Raw genomic sequence first — 20646 nt, forward strand, 5'->3', positions numbered from 1 at the left:
ATCAAAATCGTCAGCGAGGTCCTCTACCGGCCTGTCACGCCTGCGCCGCCGAGAAGTATCCGGGCCACAAGCCCGCCGCCGAGGCCGCGTGCACCGGGACGACGTGTTCGGTGCCCAGGCCAAAACGCATCACCGCAGGGCGGGCGGGATCAAACCCGGACCAGCCTGGCGATTGCTCGACGATGAAGTCGCGCCAATGCCCCATCATGGCCTGCGACGCGGCCAAGGCCTCGGCGGGCCGGCCTATTTTCTGGCTCACGTGCGCCTGGCCGGTATTGCCGAACACGAAAGGAACATCCGCCGCATGCGGTGAGCTGTCGGCGCTGCCAGCGACCGGAAACCCGAACTCGTAGGCCCAGGCCGGCATCCCGGCGCGCGCATGGCGCGCCAGCATATGCAGCATCGGCGCCCGGAAGACCAAGTCGGTATAGAGCGCTCGCCAGATGGCCGGCGCCGTGTCGTGTCCCTGGGCGTAGAGGTCGATGACCTCGCGCACGTCGGGCGCCTGGGCGAAAGCATAGTGGGCCGCGATCAGGGCGGCCGCACGCGGCTGCAGTTCGGCCAGCGTGGCCGGCGCCTGCATGGGAGACAGGCGCTGCCCCTGGCCGTCGGTCAGATCAAACCAGAAGTCCGCCTCGGTGGCCGTCCACCCCGCCAGCAGCGGCACCCGGGCGGCCGGGGCATCGTATGGCCACTGCCGTATCAATTGGCCGTCACGCACCGGCGCCGTAGCCGGCCGCTTGAAAGCCGCCGAAACCGCAAACGCCTGCTCCTGCTGTTGCAGCACGGCGCCATCGATCTGGCGCAGGCCCGCGACGTCCACGCCCAACGACGCGCACAGCGCTTCGGTATAGGCGCTGGCGGCCTCCATCTCCGCGAACATGGGAGGGCGAAACAAGGGCGGGCTCTGCGTGATGATGCCGCGATACAGCCCGGCCTCCAGCCCATGCTGGGCGATGAGGGCGACATTGGCTGCCCCCGACGACTGCCCAGCCAGCGTGACCCGGGCCGGATCGCCCCCGAAGGCCGCGATACTGTCGCGCACCCAGCGCAAGGCGGCGAGCTTGTCCTGCAGCCCCCAGTTGGCGCACAAGCCGGTGTCAGGATCGGCGAGCAAGGGATGCGCCAGCCCGCCCAGCGCGCCCAGCCGATAGTTGATCGTCACCACCACCACGCCATGCGCGGCCAGCGCCGCGCCATCGATGGCGCTGGCCGCGCCACTGCCATTGCGGGTAGCGCCGCCATGCACCCACAACAGAACCGGGTGGCGGCCCGAGGTCGAGGGTGTCCATACATTGAGGAACAGGCAATCCTCCGACTGGGCGGCCGGCGGTTCGTTGAGCCAGCTCTGATTGCCCAGCGGCGTCTGCAAACTCGCCGGCCCGGGCCGCAAGGCATCCCGCGCACCGCTCCAGGGCCGGCAAGGCCGCGGCGAGCGCAGGCGCAGCGCGCCTACTGGCGGCTCAGCGTAAGGAATACCAAGAAAGGCGCTCACGCCGCTTTGGCGCTGCCCGCGCAACAGGCCTTGCGGCGACGCCGCCATTACGAAATCCGTCATCCATCCTCCACGATATGCCGCGCCCGCAAGCGGCCGCGCCCTCAAAACAATATTGAGAATTGATTGCATTATGAATGCAGACCCGCCGGTGGACGCCCCGCTTCGCAGCAACATAAATAATGAGTATTATTCTCAACCTATCCGAAGGCGCCCGGCTGGCGTCTCGCATCCGGGGCGCCCGCATGTCCACTACCGAATTCGCCGGTTCTCGGCCCAGGCTCGAGCACTTGTATGCCGAACACCATGGCTGGCTGCGCACCTGGTTGCGCCGCCGCCTGGGTAATGCGTTCGACGCGGCGGATCTCGCGCACGACACTTATCTGCAGTTGCTCAAGACCGGCCACCTGCCTGAACCGCAGGAATCGCGTCAGCATCTGGTGCAGATCGCCCGTTGCCTGGCCATCGACCTGCATCGCCGACGCAAGATCGAGGCCGCCTATCTGGATGCCCTCGCACAATCGCCCGCCACGCATGTCCCCTCCGAAGAGGCGCGCGCGCAGGTCATCCAGACCCTGATGGAAGTCGACAGGCTGCTGCACAGCCTGCCGGCCAAAGTCCGCATGGCGCTCTTGTGGTGCAAGCTCGACGGCCTGAGCTACGCCGAGATCGCCCAGCGGCTGGGCGTTTCCACGTCCTCCGTGAAAAAATACATCGCGACGGCGCTGCTGGCCTGCTATGAGGCAGACCCGGGTCAAGGCGCATGAGCGACACCGCCCGCCCCCCCGCCTCGCCGCGGCCCATCGATCCTGGCGTTATGCGCCAGGCTGCGGAATGGATCGCCCAGCTCTGGTCGGACGACGCCAGCGAGCAGGATCAACGGGCCTGTGAGCGCTGGCGTGCCCGCCACCCCGACCACGAGCAAGCCTGGCAACGCCTGATCGCCTTTGAAGCCAAGCTCGGCAGCGTCCCGCCAGACGCGGCACGCCTGGCCCTGCATCAGCCGCTGGCCAACGGCCGCAGGCGCGCGCTGCGCGCCTTGAGTCTGGGCGCGCTGGTTCTGGGGACAGGCTACGTCGTGCACCGCAGCGACACCTGGCAACGGGCCACGGCCGACCACCGCACCGCGACCGGCGAGATCCAGGCCCTCACCCTGCCCGACGGCACGCAAATCGTGCTGGCGACGGATACTGCGCTGGACGTGCGCTACAGCGGCACCGAGCGGCTGCTCGTGCTGCGGGCCGGCGAAATCCTGGTCGCCACCGCGCCCGACAACCACCAGCCGGCCCGGCCCTTCCGGGTCAGCACCCGCCACGGCACCGTGCAGGCGCTGGGCACGCGCTTCACCGTGCGCGAGGACGCCGACGCCGCGCGCGTGGCGGTCTTCGAAGGCGCCGTCGAAATCCGCGCCGGCGGGCCGGTCGTGCGCGTCGACGCCGGCCAGGGAACACGCTTTACGCAGTACGCCGTGGATGCGCCTGCCCCCGTCTCGGAGCAGGCTGCCGCCTGGGCGCAGGGCGTGCTGATCGCCGACAACATGCGGCTCGACGCCCTGCTCGCCGAGCTCGGCCGCTACCGCAAGGGGCTGCTGCGTTGCGATCCTGCCGTCGGCGGCTTGCGTGTCAGCGGGGTGTTCTCGTTGCGCGACACCGACCGGGCCCTGCACAACCTGACCCGCGCCCTGCCCGTGGACGTGATCTACCGCACCCGCTATTGGGTCAGCGTGCGCGCGGCGAGCTAGCCCCGCGGCCGGCCGTTACAATTTTTTTGAGGCAACCGTTGGCCCTTTGGCCGTGCTCGAACGGAATACAAGGTGACCCCATCCACCTTGGTTCCTGACCAGCAAGGCTTCACGCATGCCCTCTCATCCCTTCCGTCCTGAACACCGCCGCCCCCCCGCGCGCTCCACGGCCGCTGACTCCGCCCTGGGCCGGCAACGCCGCGCCGCCCACCTGGCCTGGCTACTAAGCACCACACTGGCGTTGGCCACGGCCGGCGCCGCGGCCCAAAACCAGGCCACGCCACAGGCCCGCGCCTACGCCATCGCTGCGGCGTCGTTGAGCCAGGCGCTCACTGCCTACGCCAACGCAGCGGGAGTGGAGCTCACCATGGATGCCAAACTGCTGCAGGACAAGCAGAGCCCGGGCCTGAACGGGCGCTACAGCGTGGCCGAGGGTTTCGCCGAACTGCTGCGCGGCCATGGCCTGCGCGCCGAGCCGGAGGCCAACGGCAGCTACACCTTGAGAGCCGCCGGTGCGGCCGACAGCGTGACACTGGCGCCGGTCAACGTCACCGGCCAGGGCGAGAGCGCCACGGGGCGCTTTACCGGCTATGCCGCCACGCTCAGCGCCACCGGCACCAAAACCGACACCCCGCTGATCGAAACGCCGCAATCGATCTCGGTGGTCGGCGCCGAAGAAATCGAAACGCTCAAGGCCCAGAACCTGCAGGACGCCCTGGGCTATGTCGCCGGCGTGAGCCGGTTCGAGGGCATCTCGCGCGTGCAGGACACCCTCTACATTCGGGGTTTCCAGGCCCAGGCGGGCACCGGCAGTTTCTATCGCGACGGCACCAAATACACCGTCAATGCGTTCAACGGCAAACAGGAAATCTACGGCCTGGAGCGCATCGAAGTCCTCAAGGGCGCCTCCTCCGTGCTGTACGGCTCGGCCGCACCTGGCGGCCTGGTCAATATGGTGAGCAAACGCCCCACGCCCTATGCGCTGCGCGAACTGAATGTCGAGCTCGGCAACTTCGACCGCAAACAGATCTCGGGCGACCTGGGCGGCCCCCTCGACGATGACGGTGTCTGGTCATACCGGCTGACCTTCCTGCAACGCGACAGCGACACCTTCGTCGACCATGTCAAAGACGACCGCAGCTTCGTTGCCCCCGCCCTGAAATGGCAGCCCAATGCCTCGACCTCGCTCACGCTGCTGGCCGATTACCAGAAGGACAAGACCAACTACGTTTATTGGCTGCCCGCCGACGGCACGATCTTCTCCACGCCCTACGGACGTATCCCGCGCAACCGCTTCACGGGCGAGCCGGGCTACAGCAAGTTCGACGTCGAGCGCTACTCGGTGGGCTATCTGTTCGAGCATGCCTTCAACGACCAGGTGACGTTCAAGAACAGCCTGCGCTACTTCCATTCGCGCAGCGACTTCCCCCAGGTCTGGGTCTCCGGGCTGGCCGCCGATCAGCGTACATCGGCCTACCGAGGCGGCACGCTGCGCTGGGAGCGCTCATCGGCCATCGTGGCCGACACCTCGGTGCAGATCCGCGCCTCGCACGGCGCGGTCGACCATACCCTGCTGGCAGGCTTTGACTACACCCGCCCCAAAAACCAATCCGAACGCTACGACCGAAGCGCCAGCAATATCGATTACTACAACCCGGTCTACGGCAGCCCGCTGGGCGCGCCCACGCGCGACGACTGGTGGTCATACAACGCCGACACGACCCAGTTGGGCGTCTATCTGCAGGACCAGATCAAGATCGCCAACAAATGGGTGATCCTGCTCGGCGGCCGCTACGACCATGCCCGCGATAACCAAAGCAATCTCTACACCGGCGTAAAGTCCGTCGACAACGAAACCAGCCAGGCCTTCACCGGCCGCGCCGGGCTGGTCTATCTCGCGGACAACGGCCTGGCTCCGTTCTTGAGCTTCGGCCAATCGTTCGAGCCCACCACGGGCACCGATCGCCAGGGCTCGCGCTTCGAACCGTCAACCGGCGACCAATACGAAATCGGCCTGCGCTATCAACCTCCGGGCTCGCGCACCTTGATCTCCATCGCCGCCTACCAACTGACCCGCCAGAAAGTCTCCGTCACCGACCCGGTGGATCCCAGCTACTCGGCGCAGATCGGCGAGGTGCGCTCGCGCGGCTTCGAACTCGAAGCGCGCAGCCGCATCGGCAGCAGCACCAACCTGATCGCCGCCTATGGCTACACCGACGCGCGCACGACCAAAGCCAGCCCGCTGCAACCCGCACAAGTCGGCCTGCGCTCACCCGGCATACCTTTTCACCAGTTCTCGGTGTGGGCGGACTACAGCTTCGGCCAATTCGGCCTGCCCGGCTTCAAACTCGGCGCGGGCGTGCGCTACCAAAGCTCGACCAAGCCCAACACCGGCGACTTCAACGTTCCGGCCTTCACCCTGGTCGACGCCATGGCCGGCTATACCACCGGCCCCTGGAGCCTGGCGCTCAACGTGACCAACCTGTTCGACAAGACGTATGTCGGCAGTTGCACCACAGGCTGCTTCTACGGCGAACCGCGCCGCATCATCGGCACGGCGAGCTATCGTTGGTGAACAGGCAGGGCTTCGGCCCTGCCGCCAACTTCAAAATGCCTGCCGATAAATAGACAGCGCGTCACCCATTCCTACTGGGCGCCGATTATTTATCAGGAGCCGTTGCTGCGCCATAGCGTCCTCAGCCAGACCCTCCAGGTCGCGCTCTTCTATACCGACATCTCGCAGCCGGAGAGGTATGTCTCCGATCTGAATGATCTGCTCCATACGCTCGATCAAAATCGCTGCAGCCTCATCTCCTTGCCCTGCTGCCGGTAAAGCCAAGCCATGGGACAGCTCGGCGTAAAGCGATGCGCAGGCTGGCAAATTGAATCGCATGACATGCGGCAACATCAGAGCATTCGACAAACCGTGCGGGATATGAAAACGCCCACCAATTGGATAGGCCAAAGCGTGCACCGCCCCGACAGGGGCATTAGCAAAAGCCTGGCCCGCGAACATAGAGCCAAGCAACATAGCCTCTCTGGCCTGAAGATTCTCACCGTCCTCCAGAACCGCTTCAATGTTGCTTATCAACATGCGCAGCGCAGCTAATGCGTAATGATCAGAGATCGGATTCTTCAAGCGAGCTGTCGTGTACGCCTCGATCGCGTGCACCATCGCATCGATGGCCGTTGCAGCGGTAACGGCTTTAGGAAGACCGACTGTTAGGGCAGGATCCAGTACCACCGCATCGGCATACAACAAATCAGAAACAACACCGGCCTTGACGCCTTCGCCCACGCTCAATATGGCAATGGGCGTGACTTCGGAGCCAGTACCCGCCGTTGTGGGAACCTGCAACAACGGCAGCCGCGGACCATCAGCTTTACCGATACCGTAGAGCTGATTGAGCGCCTGCTTGCTGCCCAAGAGCAGCGCCAGGACTTTCGCACTGTCCATGGACGATCCGCCTCCCCAGCCAATGATCACGTCGGCGCCCGCCTGCTCTGCCGCTGCCGCCAACGCCAGCACGACCTCCTCTGGAGGATCTGCCACCACGCCGTCGAGCGTGGTGACCTGCCAACCGGCCTTACGAAGCGCGTCTATTGGGACGCGCAGCATGCCGCTAGCCGCAATCACCGCATCCGTCACGATTACGGCTCGTCGCCCCGGAGTCATCGAGGCCAAGGTGTCGTGAAGCTCGGCGCTGCGGCCAACACCGCATATCACTGACGCCACCGTTTTAAAGGTGAACGATGTCGATCCGGAGGAGGCACTCACTTTGCCTCTCCTCGTGTGGCGTACCCAGCCTGAACAATGCTATTCCTCAGCAGTCCAACCCCCTCAATTTCAACCTCGCAAACATCGCCTGGCTTCATCCATAACGGCGGAGTCCTAGCCGCCCCAACTCCCGAAGGCGTCCCAGAGAGAATCACATCTCCCGGCAGAAGTGTCATAACCTCGGAGAGAAGCTCAATGAGTCGCGCGACATTGAATATCATGTCGTCCGTGTTGGCCTGTTGTACGACTTCCCCATTCAAGCGTGTCTGTATTGACAGACCTGCGCCGCCCTTAGGCAGCTCGTCTGCGCTCACGAAGCAAGGGCCAAACCCTCCGGTCGCATCGAAATTTTTCCCCATCGTCCACTGATGCGTGCGTAATTGATAATCGCGTAAAGACGCATCATTGAATACTGAATAGCCAGCAACATAATCCAGCGCGTCGTCGTAACTCACCCCGCTACACCGTCGACCGATGAAGACCGCCAACTCCCCCTCGTAGTCAAGTTCCTGAGACACAGCAGGACGCACTATTGGAGCGTCATGCCCCACCAACGTCGTGGTCGTTCTCAAGAAAACCACTGGATAGTCTGGTTTCTCGAACCCAGTTTCGGAAGCATGATCGATGTAATTCAAACCGATACAAATTAGCTTTCCCGGATGCTGAGAGGGCGGAAGCAACTCTAACTTCGCCAGGGGCAGGCGCTCTGCATTGCATTGGTCCAGGCGTGAGCGGATGTGCTCAATAACCCCGGATCCGGCGGATAGTAATTCGTTCATATCCTGCGGCAACGCAGGATCCAAGGCCTGCAGCGCAATCACTTGCTGACCTTCAAGGACCCCCAACTGGCTTGTATTCTCCCCGCGAAATGAAACGAGTTTCATACTGTCCCCTGCGAGTGGCCTGGTAGAGAGATATAGCGCTCCCCAAATACGGTATAGGTCTGGCTCTTCGGACCAACGCGATCTTCGGCGTGCACGAACCTGGTAGAGCCGAGTCCCTTCACGGATCGTGGCAGAAGCAAACCACGGACGAAAGCTGTCGTCTCTGTTTGACTCATTACTGCAGACACGGGCTCATCGATTCCATTCTCGATGAAAACATCGCCTGGCCTGTGGATATGCCGCACGCCGCCCGGACCGATAGCATCAAGCTCTCCGGTCAATACGTAACGCAATCCTGGGCCTTGATGCATATGCACCGGGGCCGCCGATCCAGCCGGAAAGCTCACCTGATCACAGCGCAACAGCCATTCAAATGCGGGATCGAGATCCACTTCGCAGTCCATCCGGACCACTGACTCGGACTCCGGCGCGGACTTCAGACGACCCGTGTATCCGCCGCCTAGAGAAACCAACTCCCAACGCAGCAGGTGGGTTCCACTCGAACCGGCGTGGAAGGTTGCAGCAGTTTCATTGATCCACGATGACGCCGCACGAACCAGTTGCCGCGAACAATCAGTCTCAATCGTGACGTCACCCGCAACCACATAGACACCGCGCGCCGCGCGCGGAAGAAACACCGGGCTATTGCCCTTGCCAAGCTTGTCTTCAATGATACGAAAAGAGAAAAGCACAGTAGCTCCAGCTCAATGATTCAAAAAGTGTTCTGCCACCCGGAAGGGAACAATCTCGATGTCGTGCCAGACGCCAGAAACTCGCCACGGGTCGTCAGCAAGAATTCCCTCTAACTCCTGCAGCGAGTCGACGTTCCAGATCGCGCCAGAACCGGCGGGATTCTCATGAGTGTCCTTAATCATCCCCCCGATCAGGAGCTTTCCCATCGCCTGGAATTTGGCGGCACGTTCAATATGCGCTGGCCTTAGCTCCAGACGTTTACGCTGCGTCTCTGCATCCAAAGGATCTCGCATCCGGCATAGGACTATGAATTGCATAACAAGTGGATTCCTGCTTACTGGATAATGGAAAAGACACAACCGCCCAGCGTCTCGGCGCGCAACCTCACCCTATCTCCTGCCTGTAATGCCACGGCCGCCGTGGCGCCTCCAGACATGAGAATGTCACCCGCCAACAACTCACCGCCATAGCGCGTCACAAGCTCAGCGGCCGCAACCAGAGAGCGGCTCGGATGACCCAAGATCGCGGCACTTGAACCGATCTCCCGCGCTTGGCCATTCACTTCCAGAATCATCCCCAGATTGGAGACGTCAACGGTCGGCGGGAACCAAGGACCCAGTACCACGCCGCACGATGATGTGTTGTCTGCAATAGCGTCTGCAGCGCGGAACTTGAAGCTCTCGTAACGGCTATCTATGATTTCCACGGCAGCGGCCACGCCGCCCACGGCAGCCCAGGCTTGCAAAGGAGTCACCTTACCTTTGAGGGGCGCTTTCAGTAGGAATGCGATTTCTGGCTCGGCTCGGGGGTGAATCATGCGCGAACGAGAAATCGACCCACCATCTTCGATGCACATGCCGTCGGTCAATCTTCCCCAACTCATTTCATCCACGCCGACCTGGGCCATCTTAGCTTTGCTAGTCAAACCCATTTTGATGCCAAGCCTGCGTTCACCGCTGGCAAGGCGCTTTTCGACCAAGCGCCTTTGGACCTCATAGGCCTGGGTAGACGTCATGGAGAATCCCGGCTGTGGAATGGGCCGCGCACTTTCCGCTGCGGCACAAAGCCGATCTGCCAGAGTGGTCATATCATTGTCCGTCATGACAAAACTCCTTGTTTCTTCTATTTCGCCGAATCAGTGCCGTAGTTGACCGCGACGCTACCCAGGCCAGAGATGCGTATGCAAATGTCGTCACCGGGCCGCATCGATACCATCGGCCCCAGAGCCCCGGACAGCACGAGGTCTCCGGCAAGCAGCGGGCGTCCCAACTTGACCATGATGCGCGCTAGCCACAACACAGCCTGCAAAGGATTCCCCATACAAGCAGCGCCCGCGCCAAATGACACCCCCTCCCCATTCCGCTCAACCGTCATCCCTACGAGTTCCAGGTCGAGGTGAGCAAGGCTCACCGGGCGTGTTCCCAGCGCGTAGTAACCCGACGAGGCGTTATCGGAAATGGTGTCTTCGATGCCGAAATCCCAGCCGATATACCGGGTATCGATGATCTCCACCGCAGGCAAGGCATAATCGAGTCGGCCGATCAACTCCCCCAAAGTGATGTCCTCAAGAGTGAGGTCCGCCCCAACCATGAACGCTATCTCGCCTTCGGCCTTAGGAAGATTCATAGAACGACCCGGCAATACTTCCCCGCTAGGAATCTCCATGTCGGCAAACAGCATGCCGTAATCCGGTTGATCAATACCGGCATTGCGCTGCACCGACTTCGAGGTAAGGCCAATCTTGCGACCAACCAGGCGGCGTCCCTCCGCTATCCACCGTTGCGTATTGACCTCCTGTACCGCGTAAGCGGCAGCGATGTCCCCCGGTTCGAGCAGCCCCCCCACTGGCTGGCAAGGAATACCGCTCAATCTAGCGTCGTATATGAAGCGAGCGGCCGACTCGATGGCGGCACGGTCGGTCTGTCGGGAAGCACGCATTGGATGAACTCCGATCGGTGATACGTAAGATGCGATTCAGGATGAGCGAGCGTTGCGTTCTGACTCTTTGTCTCGTGCAGCCAGGTCCATGCCGCGCGTTTCCGGCAGAAACAACAGAACCAGGAGCAACAGCACGTTGGCGCCCATAGTGAAGACTGCGATGGCAACGTTCAAAGCCATCTTGGCTGACAAGAAGCCGATCAATGCCGGCATCAGCGCGCCAACGGCTCGTCCAGCGTTGTATGTCAGTCCTTGCGCGGTACCCCGGACACGACTGGGGAACAACTCGGCCAGATAGGCGCCGAAAGGACCAAAACCTCCTGCCACCACGGCCCCAAGCGGCAAACCCAACCACAACATCGCCGTGTCGCTGATCGGCAGTACCATGTACGAGTATGTGAGCGCTATTGATAGCACCGCGCACAACGCAAAGGCTTTTTTTCGACCATAGCGGTCGGCAATAAATCCGCCCGCCCAGACCCCAAGAATGCTGCCTACGATGAATACGAGGGTGTACCCGCTCGTACCAAACACGGACAAACCGCGCTCTTGCTTTAAATAGGTGGGCAACCAGGTTGTCATCGCGTAGTAGGCGCCTTGCAAGCCCGTGGTCAGCAAGGAACCAAAAAAGACATAGCGCAACACGCCGGGCTGAGTGAACACGGCGAGACGCGACACTTGCTGCTCATCGTTTTTGGCGGCATCGCGCTGAAACAGCTCAGGCTCCCGCACGTGCTTACGAACGTAAAGCACAAAAAAGGCTGGCAAGACTCCCAACGCAAACATCACGCGCCAGGCCCATTGCTCCGGAACCAGAGAAAATACGGCCCAATACAGAATCGCAGCCAGCCCCCATCCAAACGCATGCCCGGATTGCACGACCGATAGTGCTCTGCCGCGATACTTTGCCCGAATCGTTTCGCTCAACAGCACTGCGCCACATGCCCATTCACCGCCAAACCCGATGCCCTGCAACACACGCATGATGAGAAGCTGATCAAAGTTCTGGGTAAAGGCGCTCAGCAAGGTAAAGAAGGAGAACCAAACAATGGTCACTTGCAGGATTCGAACGCGTCCGAAACGATCGGCAAGGTAGCCCGCAAGAACGCCGCCAACGCATGAGGAGAGCAGCGCTGCACTACCCAGCAATCCAGCCTCTCCCTTGCTAATTCCCCACGTGGCAATCAAGGTAGACATGACGAAGCTGTAGAGCATTACGTCGAAGGCATCGAGCGTCCACCCACCGAAAGTGGCGGCCATGGTCTTTTTTTCGTTTTGATTCAGTTCTGAAACCCATGACACCATGGTCACGGCTTCCTCGCTGCGCGGCGATGACGCGGGGGTCGGCATAAACAGTCTCCAGTGTTTTTTCTGACGTGGCTCCCGGGGTATCACCACGTCGACGATGTGCGCTGAGTATAGGTATCAAGCCTGGAAATTAGATGATTTCCAGGCGTTTTACTTCCATATAATGAAAGCCCCAACACGCCCATCGCTCCGGCCGACACCCATGACCACCACACCACCACCTTCCGAGCACCCCGAGGACGCAGACCACCAAGAACCCGCAGCGGCGGAGGGCTGGTCGCCGAGCAGCGCCGATGGACTCCTGCTTGCATCAGCTCCCACAGTGCCCGCAGAGGACGGCGCCCAGAGCATTCGCCGCACAATCTCCGTCCTTCAGGCAGTCGCTCACGGCCGACTCCGAGGCCTGAGACTGACCGAGATCTCAGACATCACGGGCATCGCCCGCCCCACGGTCCATCGGCTATTGAATGTGCTCACAGCGGAGGGGCTGACAAAACGCTCGACGAGCTCTGGCCGCTACTACATAGGCCCGCAAGTAAGCCTGCTGGCACTCGCCAGGCCAGCACTGCCAGCGCTGCTTCGCTGCGTTGAAGGCCCCTTGGCCGATATCAGCACCCGTTTCGGCGAGACCGCATTTTTCTCGATTCGCTCCGGCCTCGATTCCATTTGCGTAGCGCGTAGCCTGGGCCGATTTCCAATACAAGTACTGGCCATCGAAGAGGGCGACCGGCGCCCCTTAAGCGCCATCACGTCAGGCATCGCAATGCTGGCAGCCCTGCCTGAAGCCACCGCCACACGAATTCTCTCCTGGGACAGACGGCGAGCAGAGGCCATGGGCATCGATCTGAAACTGACCTCCGAGCGCCTCGCAGAGGCCCGTGAGCGTGGCTTCGTGCTGCGAGACGGCGGAGTTCCTCCTGGCACCAAGGCAGTGGCCGTCAGCCTAACAACGAGCCAACATATCCCTTTCGCAGCGATCAGCGTAGCCGGGACTAACGCACGCATGGACCATGAGCGCTGCCTGGAAATCGCAGCCTATGTGCGAGAGAAAGCAGACGCCCTAGCCGCGATTCTCAAACCGCCCTCAGCACAAACACCTTTGACACCAGACTAGTAACGTCCTTCACGAGCACAATACGTCCATATTATGGAATCATTAAGGCAGGCGAAAATCTTACCAGGCCGCCCCATCGAGATAATGCGCACTCCCCCTCAAAGATAGATATCAGGAGTCGCCGTGCAGCAAAATCGCATCGCCATGAATAACCGTCACGCAATCGTGACCGGAGCAGCCAATGGCCTCGGACTCGCGATCGTTCAGCGCCTGCACGCCAGTGGCGCCCGCGTCACGTTATGGGATACCGATACAATCCGCGGCACAGAAGCAGCAGACTCTTTGGGATCTCACGCGCGGTTCTCCACCGTTGACGTAACGTGCGCCCCAACAATATTGGCGCACGAACTCCAGCAGTCAATTGAAGCATTCGGCCCAGTGGATGTATTGATCAATAACGCTGGCATCGCAGGGCCCAACGCCACTGCTTGGGAGTACCCCTTGGAAAAATGGCGTCAAGTCATTGAGATCAACGTGATCGGTGTTCTTCAATGCTGCCGAGCTGTTCTGCCAGGCATGATCCAAGGTGGCTACGGACGCGTCGTCAATATCGCTTCCATTGCAGGGAAAGAGGGTAACGCTACGGCTTCCGCCTATGCAGCATCAAAGGGTGCGGTGATAGCGATGACAAAATCAATAGCCAAGGAACTGGTTGGTACAGGCGTACTCATGAACTGCATTGCTCCCGCGGCGATCGAGACGGACATATTCAAACAAAACGACCAGGATTTTAAGAATCTGCTCCAGTCGAAAATTCCTATGGGACGGTTGGGCCAACCTGAAGAGTTGGCAGCACTCGTAGCCTGGATGGCCAGTGAAGAATGCTCGTTCAATACAGGGGCGGTCTTCGATCTGTCGGGCGGCCGGGCCACCTACTAGCATCCTGGTGGCAGCGTGCGCGCATACCTCCCCAGGTTTGCGACATGCTCCCCCTGCCCCATCAGTCAGACGGATGCCCTCAAGCGTCGCCGCACCACGATAATCAAGAGTTAATCTAAGGGCTGGTACGCTGCCCTTGAAGCGTTTTCTCGGCAGTCCCGTGCCAGACATCACCAGTTCACAATCGTCCCATAGGGAAAGTGCCGGGCTTGATTGTCGGTCCAGCCGGCACGCCAACACTACCCTGTTTAGCTAACATCACCACCTCGAAGCACTCACTCCGGCAATGACTCCTCGGCAGCTGCGGTACTTTCTGGAAATCGCGCATTGCGGCAGCTTCTCGGTCGCGTCGGCGGCCTTGCGCGTGGCGCAGCCGGCGTTGAGCCAGCACGTCGCGTCGCTGGAGTCCGAACTGGGCGTGATGCTGTTCGACCGACGCGCCAAGGGCGTCACACTGACGCCGGCGGGCGAGCGCCTCAAACAACGGGCTGCCTCCATCCTGGAGCAGCTCGATGCTTTGAAAACCGATGTGGCGGGCCCGCCCGGCAAGCCGCGCGGCCCGGTGCGGGTCTGCCTCTCGCGCTCCTTGGCGCGGGTGCTAGTCGCGCCGCTGTTGCGCCACGTCGAGCGCGAGCTGCCGGACGTACGCTTGCTGCTGTCGTCAGCGTTGTCCAGCGAAGTGCGCACGGCGCTGGAAACCCGCCAACTGGATGTGGCCCTGATGCCCAACGCATTCGAGTTGCCCGGGCTGGATTGCACCCCCATCTACGAAGAAGGGTTCTCGCTGTTCGGCCGGGCCTCGCTCTTCGAGCGTCCGGGCAAGACCATCGCCTTTTCCGCCATCGGCTCGCGCCCGCTGGTCGCACCGGACAGAGATCATGATCTGCGCCGGCTGATCGAACGCACGGCCATCGATCTGAACTGCCCGCTCAATGTGAAGTACGAGGTCAACGATCCCGACCTGAACTATGCGCTGGTGCGCGAGGGTCTGGCTTTTGCGATTCTTCCGGCCAGCGCCACCCTCGACCTGGGCATGCACGACGCCGCCATCGCGGAACGCAAAGTGATCCGGCCCGCCATCACGCGCGTGCAGTCCATCGTCCGTGTGCCGGGCGAAGCCCAAACCGCAGCCGCACAAGCCGTCGGCCAGGCGCTCATCACGGTTTTGCAAGCGCTGGTCAAAACCAAGTTGCTCGGCGGGCGCATCATCACCGCGCAGCCCTGAACGGCACGGGCCGCGCCATCTCCGGCACGCCAATGATTTTCTGGTGATAAGAAAATCACTGCGGCGCCGGCCGCAGTGATTGCATCGTTTAATCGCCCCAGGTTGTATCGCGGCTCGCGGCCTGGGCTGCGAGACCGATGGCGTTCGTTGCGCGGTGGATATTCATATGTTTTCTTTTGATTAGACCGCCTCAGCGATGAAATATAGGATTCCCAGTCTTCTGAATCCTCTCCGCGCAAGGCGGGACATCTCATGCTTTTCACACGCAGGCGGTTCAATCTCTTGATGGGTTTGGCAGCGATCGCGCAAGGCGCCATTCCTACGATCGTTTTCGGCAAGTCCGCCGGCACGGTGACCGAGTATGCCAACGAGCCCGCTGTCCTGACGCAGATCGACCGCAACGGGCCGGAGGCCATCGCCGCCAAGATTCTCGAAGGGCTGGTCGACCATGACGCCGATCTGAAGCTGGTGCCAGCCCTGGCCGTGTCGTGGGAGCAAAGCCCGGACGCGCTGCGGCACACGTTTCATCTGCGCAAAGGCGTGAAATGGCACGATGGCAAGCCCTTCACCTCGGCAGATGTCGCCTACTCCCTGCTGACACTGAAGAAGGTCCATCCCCGGCGCAAATCGACCTTCGCCAATCTGGTCGATGTGGAGACGCCCGACGCTTCAACGGCGGTGCTTGTGTTCTCCAAACCCGCGCCCTACTTGTATGGCGCGCTCGGAGCGGGCGCGCCGATCTTTCCCAAGCACCTGTATGACGGCGTGCCCCTGGCGACCAACCCGGCTCAGTCAGCTCCCGTCGGCACCGGCCCTTTCGTCTTCAAGCAATGGGCCCGAGGCAGTCATGTACTGCTGGAGCGCAATCCCGACTATTGGGGCGGCGCGGATCCGCAGGTTGACCGCGTCGTCTTGCGCTTTATTCCAGACATTGGCGCACGCGTGGCCGCGCTAGAGACGGCGGAGTTGGACATCGGCGGGCCAGGCGTGCCGATCTCCGAGGTGGATCGCCTGCGCAAGCTGAGCAAGCTCACCGTGGTCGACGACGTCAAGGATCTCGGCGGGCCGCACATCCAGTTCTTCTACAACCTGGACAAGCCCTTGCTGCAGGACATCCGTGTCCGCAAGGCCATCGCGCATGCCATCAATATCCCGGAAGTGATCTCGACGGTGTTTCGCGGCTACGCCAGACCGGCGCCGTCGGTCATTGGCCCTAACCTGCCCGATTTCCACGACGCGAGCATACAACCCTATGCGTTCGACCTGGATCTTGCCAACCGCTTGCTCGACGAGGCCGGCCACGGGCGCAAGCCGGACGGCAGCCGCTTCAGTGTGCGGATTCTTTACAACCCCTTCTCCGATCAACCCGGCAAGGTCGCGGAATACCTGCGCTCCGCGCTCGACAGGATAGGCGTGCGCGGCCAGATCGTTCCCTACGATTACGCCACTTACGTGACCAAGGTGTACGGCGAGCGCGACTTCGACATCGAGGTCGAGCAGTTGGCCAATGGCTACGACCCGACGGACGGGGTGCAGCGCGGCTATTGGTCCAAAGCGTTCAAACCCGGCGTTCCCTGGTCCAACGCCGCGCATTATCACAGTGCGCGCGTGGATCAGTTGTTCGAGGAGGCCGGCGCGGAGCCGGATGTCGCCCGGCGTCAAGCGCTTTACTTCGAGATCCAGAAGCTCGTCTACGACGATATTCCCTCGGTCGGCATCGCCGCGCCGCAGACCTTCGCCGTCTACAACGCCAGGCTCGATGGCGTGCTGGATCGGGTCTCGCTGTCGCGCGCCAAGCTGCGCCAGAAAGACAAGGCCTAGCCATGCGCCTGACTTCGGACGCGGCCTGGGCCCCGGGTCGTGTGCAACGTTTCTGGTCCCGGTTGTCGCGACCGCTGCGCATCGCCGGCAAACGAACCCTGGACGCCGTACCGACCGTGCTCGGCATTGTGGTGCTGAACTTTCTGCTGCTGCAGCTGGCGCCTGGCGACGCGGCCACGGCCATCGCGGCCGAATCCGGCGCGGCCACGCAGGAGATGATGGACGATCTGCGCACGCAGTTCGGCCTGAATCTGAGCGTGGCGACCCAGCTCGGCCACTATCTGTTCGATCTGGCGCACCTTGACCTGGGCGTCTCGCCGCGCTTCAACATGCCCGTCATGCAGTTGATCATGGAGCGCCTGCCCGGCACGCTGGCGCTGATGAGTTGCGCGCTTGTGATCGCGACGGCGCTGGGCCTTTCCGCCGGGGTGGTGATGGCCAACCATGCCGGCCGACTGCCCGACCGGGTGCTGTCCTTCCTGGTGCTGTTCTTCTATTCGATACCAGGATTCTGGATCGGCTTGATGCTGATCGTCGTTTTCTCGGTCCATCTGGGATGGCTGCCCAGCGGCGGCGCCATGCCGGCCTGGTCCAGCGCGACCGGCTTGAGTGCGGTGCTCGAGAAAGCGCGTTTCATGGTGTTGCCCGTCACCTCGCTCTCCTTGCTGTATATCGCCATCTATAGCCGGATCACCCGGGCCGCCATGCTCGAGGTGCGTTCGCAGGATTTCGTGCGCACCGCCCGGGCCAAAGGCTTGCGCCCTGCCCGCATCAGCGTGCGCCATGTCCTGCGCAACGCGCTAATTCCCATCACCACACTCGCCGGGCTGCATATCGGCGGCATTCTCGGCGGCGCGGTCATCATCGAGACGGTGTTCAGTTGGCCGGGGCTCGGCCGACTGGCCGTCGAATCCATCATGGCGCGGGACTTCACTGTGCTCATGGGGATACTGCTGCTCTCTTCCCTTCTTGTCATCCTGGTCAACATCGTGCTGGATCTGCTGCACGCTGTGCTCGACCCTCGCATCGAGCTTCACTGATGGCCGCCTCGCCCGATTCCTCCCCCCAAGGCGCGGCCGCGCCCCAGCCAGACTGGGTCAATGTTCACGCCCGCGAATCCACCCGCACCGTGGCCAGTCTGCGGCAAGCGCCGCCCCACGACCCGCGCCGCTGGGCCCGCGTCTTGCTGCGCAATCCCAATGCCCGTATCGGGCTGGGATTCCTGGGCACGCTGGCGCTCATCGCCTTGCTGGCGCCGGTGTTCTTCCCCGGGGATCCGTTCGCCATTGTCGGCGCGCCGCATCTCTGGCCTGGGCAGAACGCCGCGTTTCCCTTGGGCACGGACAGCTACGGCCGCGATGTGCTGACGGGACTGGTCTATGGCACCCGCGTGTCTTTGCTGGTCGGGCTGGCGGCCGCAGCGCTCAGCCTGGTGTTGGGTATCGTCATCGGCGCCCTGGCTGGGTACTTCGGCGGCTGGACCGACCGCAGCCTCACGCGGCTCACGGAGATCTTTCAGACCATGCCCAGCTTTGTTCTGCTGGTAGTCCTCGTGGCCATCACCTCCACCTCCATCAAGATCATCATCGTGGCGATCGCGCTCATCACCTGGCCCAATATCGCCCGCTTGGTCCGCGCGGAATACCGCAGCCAACGACAGCTCGAGTACGTCGTGGCGGCGCGCAGCCTGGGCTACGGCAATCTGCGCATCATTTTCTCCGACATCCTGCCCAATGCCCTGCCCGCCGTCATCGTCACGGCCTCGACGCTGGTCGCGTCGGCCATCCTGATGGAGGCAGCGTTGTCTTTCATGGGGTTTGGCGACCCCAACGCCATTTCCTGGGGCACCATGATCGGCGCGGGACGCGAATATCTGCGCAGCTCCTGGTATCTGACTGCCATTCCGGGCCTGGCCATCGTGCTCACGGTCATGGCGATCAATCTCGTCGGCGATGCCATCAACGACGCGCTCAATCCTCGACTGCGGGAGCCGCGCTGATGTCTGCCCCGATACCCGCCGCACGCGCCACCGCGCCCGTTCTTGACGTTGCCCATCTGACCATCGCGTTCCCGGGGGTGCAGCCCGTACGTGATCTGAGCTTCGAGCTTCATGCCGGAGAAACGCTGGCCATCGTGGGCGAATCCGGTTCGGGAAAATCCCTCACCGCGCTGGCCGCCATGGGCCTGCTGCCGCCCTCGGCACGGGTTGCCGGCGGCAGCATACGTTTCAACGGTCAGGACATCAGCAGCCTGGACGAACGGCAACTGACGGATCTGCGCGGCAATCGCCTGGCTATGATTTTCCAGGAGCCGATGACCTCGCTCAACCCGGTCATGTCTATCGGCGCGCAGATCGCCGAGGCCATACAACGTCACGAGCGCCTGCCCCATGCCCACGCCTGGGCGCGCGCCGTTGCCGCGCTGGACCAGGTACGCATCCCCCACGCCGCGACGCGCGCGCACGACTACCCGCATCAACTGTCCGGCGGACAGCGCCAGCGCGTCATGATCGCCATGGCCATCGCGCTAAGACCGAAATTGCTGATCGCCGACGAACCGACCACCGCGCTCGATGCCACGGTGCAGGCCCAGGTACTGGCGTTGATAGACCAATTGCGTCGTGAACTGAACATGGCGGTGCTGCTGATCACGCACGATCTGAGTGTCGTTGCCCGCTGGAGCGACCGCACCTTGGTCATGCATCAGGGCGTCAAGCTCGAAGCGTTCGCCACGGCCGACCTGGGTCTGCCCCTGCGCCACCCCTACACGCAAGGCCTGATGCAGGCATCGGTGCGGCTGGAGCGCGGCGTGCATTACAGCACCTCGTCGCTGGCGGAGATCAAGGCCGTCAAACGCGACGACGGCGGCCAGGACTTCCGCATCAAACCCCCGGTCAGCGCGCTCCCAGGCCCACGGCCGGCCGGCGCCACCGAACTCGTGCGCATCGACAACCTGAGCGTGGACTACGCGTCGGCCGGCAAGCGCGCCCTGGACCGGGTCTCGCTGAGCATCGCCACCGGCGAGACCCTGGGTATTGTCGGCGAGTCCGGCAGCGGCAAGTCCACCCTGTCCAAGGCGCTCATGCAATTGGTCCCATTCAGTGGAGAGATCCTCTTTGAGGGCCAGGACCTGGCCCGGCTTTCTGCAAGCCAGTTGCGGCAGCAGCGCCGCCGCATGCAGATGATCTTCCAGGATCCCTTCGGCTCATTGAACCCGCGCAAATGCGTGAGCCAGATCCTGGAGACGCCGCTGCTCGTGCATGGCTACAAAGACCGCCATGAGCGGCGGCGGCTGGTCAGCGACACCCTGGACCACGTCGGCTTGCCGCAGTCGGCGCTGGCGCGCTATCCGCACGAGTTCTCCGGCGGGCAGCGTCAGCGTATCGGCATAGCCCGCGCCCTGATCCTGCGCCCATCCCTGGTGATCTGCGACGAGCCCGTCTCGGCACTGGACGTATCCATCCAGGCGCAGATTCTCAACCTGCTGGTCGATCTCAAGCGTGAACTCGGCCTGTCGTATTTGTTCATCTCGCATGACCTGGCTGTCGTGCAATACATCTCGGACCGCGTTGCCGTCATGAAAGACGCCCGCATCGTCGAACAGGCCGACCATCGCCAGATCTGGACCGCCCCTCAGACAGACTACACACGTAGTCTGATCGCCGCGGCCAGCGGGGCCTGGGTCCCGGACGGTGCGCGGCAGGCCGCTTGACGCGCGTTCCCCGACCTTGTCCGCCGGCCGCTGCCGCCCGGCCCACCTCCTTCTACCGT

The 20646-nt window shown here is 62.5% G+C and carries 18 protein-coding genes and 1 pseudogene; 11 read left to right on the forward strand and 8 right to left on the reverse strand.

Annotated features, from left to right (window positions below):
* Nucleotides 1-34 precede the first annotated feature (34 nt).
* Nucleotides 35-1558, reverse strand: a complete 1524-nt coding sequence (locus tag CAL22_RS17760) for a carboxylesterase/lipase family protein (RefSeq protein ID WP_094815548.1) — start codon at nucleotides 1556-1558, stop codon at nucleotides 35-37.
* A 182-nt stretch (nucleotides 1559-1740) separates the two neighbouring features.
* Here CAL22_RS17760 and CAL22_RS17765 point away from each other — a divergent pair, with 182 nt between their 5' ends.
* From CAL22_RS17765 to CAL22_RS17775, 3 genes are all read left to right on the forward strand, one after another.
* Nucleotides 1741-2262 (forward strand): sigma-70 family RNA polymerase sigma factor, encoded by a 522-nt coding sequence (locus tag CAL22_RS17765; RefSeq protein ID WP_094816770.1) that lies wholly within the window; start codon nucleotides 1741-1743, stop codon nucleotides 2260-2262.
* The gene (locus CAL22_RS17770; RefSeq protein ID WP_094815550.1) at nucleotides 2259-3236 is read left to right on the forward strand and encodes a FecR domain-containing protein; all 978 of its coding nucleotides are present in this window, start codon (nucleotides 2259-2261) and stop codon (nucleotides 3234-3236) included. The genes CAL22_RS17765 and CAL22_RS17770 overlap by 4 nt, the downstream gene beginning before the upstream one ends.
* A 115-nt stretch (nucleotides 3237-3351) precedes the next feature.
* Nucleotides 3352-5811, forward strand: a complete 2460-nt coding sequence (locus CAL22_RS17775; RefSeq protein WP_094815552.1) for a TonB-dependent siderophore receptor — start codon at nucleotides 3352-3354, stop codon at nucleotides 5809-5811.
* 30 nt (nucleotides 5812-5841) lie between these two features.
* On the opposite strand, the gene CAL22_RS17780 is transcribed toward CAL22_RS17775, so the two are convergent.
* From CAL22_RS17780 to CAL22_RS17810, 7 genes are read right to left on the reverse strand one after another with little or no spacing between them, the layout of a single operon-like run.
* Complete coding sequence (locus CAL22_RS17780) at nucleotides 5842-7014, reverse strand: iron-containing alcohol dehydrogenase (protein WP_094815554.1); 1173 nt, start codon at nucleotides 7012-7014, stop codon at nucleotides 5842-5844.
* Nucleotides 7011-7898, reverse strand: coding sequence for a fumarylacetoacetate hydrolase family protein (locus CAL22_RS17785; RefSeq protein ID WP_094815556.1), 888 nt, complete (start codon nucleotides 7896-7898; stop codon nucleotides 7011-7013). The genes CAL22_RS17780 and CAL22_RS17785 overlap by 4 nt, the downstream gene beginning before the upstream one ends.
* A complete protein-coding gene (locus CAL22_RS21035) occupies nucleotides 7895-8590 on the reverse strand; it encodes a hypothetical protein (protein ID WP_143276986.1) in 696 nt (231 codons plus the stop codon). Before CAL22_RS21035 ends, CAL22_RS17785 begins: the two co-directional genes overlap by 4 nt.
* Before the next feature lie 12 nt (nucleotides 8591-8602).
* Nucleotides 8603-8908 carry a YciI family protein gene (locus CAL22_RS17795; protein WP_094815560.1) on the reverse strand — a complete coding sequence of 102 codons (306 nt, stop codon included), beginning with the start codon at nucleotides 8906-8908 and terminating at the stop codon, nucleotides 8603-8605.
* 17 nt (nucleotides 8909-8925) lie between these two features.
* A complete protein-coding gene (locus CAL22_RS17800) occupies nucleotides 8926-9693 on the reverse strand; it encodes a 2-keto-4-pentenoate hydratase (protein WP_208622026.1) in 768 nt (255 codons plus the stop codon).
* Between the two features lie 20 nt (nucleotides 9694-9713).
* Nucleotides 9714-10529 carry a 2-keto-4-pentenoate hydratase gene (locus tag CAL22_RS17805; protein WP_094815562.1) on the reverse strand — a complete coding sequence of 272 codons (816 nt, stop codon included), beginning with the start codon at nucleotides 10527-10529 and terminating at the stop codon, nucleotides 9714-9716.
* A gap of 36 nt (nucleotides 10530-10565) precedes the next feature.
* Nucleotides 10566-11879, reverse strand: coding sequence for an MFS transporter (locus tag CAL22_RS17810; protein WP_244193933.1), 1314 nt, complete (start codon nucleotides 11877-11879; stop codon nucleotides 10566-10568).
* Nucleotides 11880-12039: 160 nt separating this feature from the next.
* Between CAL22_RS17810 and CAL22_RS21485 the strand changes: the two are divergent.
* The 8 genes and pseudogenes from CAL22_RS21485 to CAL22_RS17845 all read left to right on the forward strand — a co-directional run.
* Nucleotides 12040-12321, forward strand: a pseudogene (locus tag CAL22_RS21485) (helix-turn-helix domain-containing protein); the annotation flags it as partial.
* 114 nt (nucleotides 12322-12435) lie between these two features.
* Entirely contained in the window at nucleotides 12436-12951 is a 516-nt protein-coding gene (locus CAL22_RS21375) for an IclR family transcriptional regulator domain-containing protein (RefSeq protein ID WP_244193934.1), read from the forward strand.
* Nucleotides 12952-13074: 123 nt separating this feature from the next.
* Nucleotides 13075-13830 carry an SDR family NAD(P)-dependent oxidoreductase gene (locus CAL22_RS17820; protein ID WP_432264312.1) on the forward strand — a complete coding sequence of 252 codons (756 nt, stop codon included), beginning with the start codon at nucleotides 13075-13077 and terminating at the stop codon, nucleotides 13828-13830.
* A gap of 286 nt (nucleotides 13831-14116) precedes the next feature.
* Nucleotides 14117-15055 carry a LysR family transcriptional regulator gene (locus CAL22_RS17825; protein WP_094815566.1) on the forward strand — a complete coding sequence of 313 codons (939 nt, stop codon included), beginning with the start codon at nucleotides 14117-14119 and terminating at the stop codon, nucleotides 15053-15055.
* A 252-nt stretch (nucleotides 15056-15307) separates the two neighbouring features.
* The gene (locus tag CAL22_RS17830; RefSeq protein ID WP_094815568.1) at nucleotides 15308-16876 is read left to right on the forward strand and encodes an ABC transporter substrate-binding protein; all 1569 of its coding nucleotides are present in this window, start codon (nucleotides 15308-15310) and stop codon (nucleotides 16874-16876) included.
* Between the two features lie 2 nt (nucleotides 16877-16878).
* The gene (locus CAL22_RS17835; RefSeq protein ID WP_094815570.1) at nucleotides 16879-17916 is read left to right on the forward strand and encodes an ABC transporter permease; all 1038 of its coding nucleotides are present in this window, start codon (nucleotides 16879-16881) and stop codon (nucleotides 17914-17916) included.
* Nucleotides 17916-18875, forward strand: coding sequence for an ABC transporter permease (locus tag CAL22_RS17840; RefSeq protein ID WP_094815572.1), 960 nt, complete (start codon nucleotides 17916-17918; stop codon nucleotides 18873-18875). Before CAL22_RS17835 ends, CAL22_RS17840 begins: the two co-directional genes overlap by 1 nt.
* Entirely contained in the window at nucleotides 18875-20587 is a 1713-nt protein-coding gene (locus CAL22_RS17845) for an ABC transporter ATP-binding protein (protein ID WP_094815574.1), read from the forward strand. The genes CAL22_RS17840 and CAL22_RS17845 overlap by 1 nt, the downstream gene beginning before the upstream one ends.
* Nucleotides 20588-20646 lie beyond the last annotated feature (59 nt).

The sequence above is a fragment of the Bordetella genomosp. 12 genome (genome assembly GCF_002261355.1).
Classification (GTDB): Bacteria; Pseudomonadota; Gammaproteobacteria; order Burkholderiales; family Burkholderiaceae_B; genus Bordetella.

Excerpts from the sequence above, each read along its gene's own strand:
- CAL22_RS17800 (WP_208622026.1), bottom strand. The coding sequence starts at position 9,693 with ATGACGGACAATGATATGACCACTCTGGCAGATCGGCTTTGTGCCGCA.
- CAL22_RS17760 (WP_094815548.1), bottom strand. The coding sequence starts at position 1,558 with ATGACGGATTTCGTAATGGCGGCGTCGCCGCAAGGCCTGTTGCGCGGG.
- CAL22_RS17810 (WP_244193933.1), bottom strand. The coding sequence starts at position 11,879 with ATGCCGACCCCCGCGTCATCGCCGCGCAGCGAGGAAGCCGTGACCATG.
- CAL22_RS17770 (WP_094815550.1), top strand. The coding sequence starts at position 2,259 with ATGAGCGACACCGCCCGCCCCCCCGCCTCGCCGCGGCCCATCGATCCT.
- CAL22_RS17765 (WP_094816770.1), top strand. The coding sequence starts at position 1,741 with ATGTCCACTACCGAATTCGCCGGTTCTCGGCCCAGGCTCGAGCACTTG.
- CAL22_RS17845 (WP_094815574.1), top strand. The coding sequence starts at position 18,875 with ATGTCTGCCCCGATACCCGCCGCACGCGCCACCGCGCCCGTTCTTGAC.
- CAL22_RS17825 (WP_094815566.1), top strand. The coding sequence starts at position 14,117 with ATGACTCCTCGGCAGCTGCGGTACTTTCTGGAAATCGCGCATTGCGGC.
- CAL22_RS17775 (WP_094815552.1), top strand. The coding sequence starts at position 3,352 with ATGCCCTCTCATCCCTTCCGTCCTGAACACCGCCGCCCCCCCGCGCGC.
- CAL22_RS17830 (WP_094815568.1), top strand. The coding sequence starts at position 15,308 with ATGCTTTTCACACGCAGGCGGTTCAATCTCTTGATGGGTTTGGCAGCG.
- CAL22_RS17795 (WP_094815560.1), bottom strand. The coding sequence starts at position 8,908 with ATGCAATTCATAGTCCTATGCCGGATGCGAGATCCTTTGGATGCAGAG.
- CAL22_RS17785 (WP_094815556.1), bottom strand. The coding sequence starts at position 7,898 with ATGAAACTCGTTTCATTTCGCGGGGAGAATACAAGCCAGTTGGGGGTC.
- CAL22_RS17835 (WP_094815570.1), top strand. The coding sequence starts at position 16,879 with ATGCGCCTGACTTCGGACGCGGCCTGGGCCCCGGGTCGTGTGCAACGT.
- CAL22_RS17805 (WP_094815562.1), bottom strand. The coding sequence starts at position 10,529 with ATGCGTGCTTCCCGACAGACCGACCGTGCCGCCATCGAGTCGGCCGCT.
- CAL22_RS17840 (WP_094815572.1), top strand. The coding sequence starts at position 17,916 with ATGGCCGCCTCGCCCGATTCCTCCCCCCAAGGCGCGGCCGCGCCCCAG.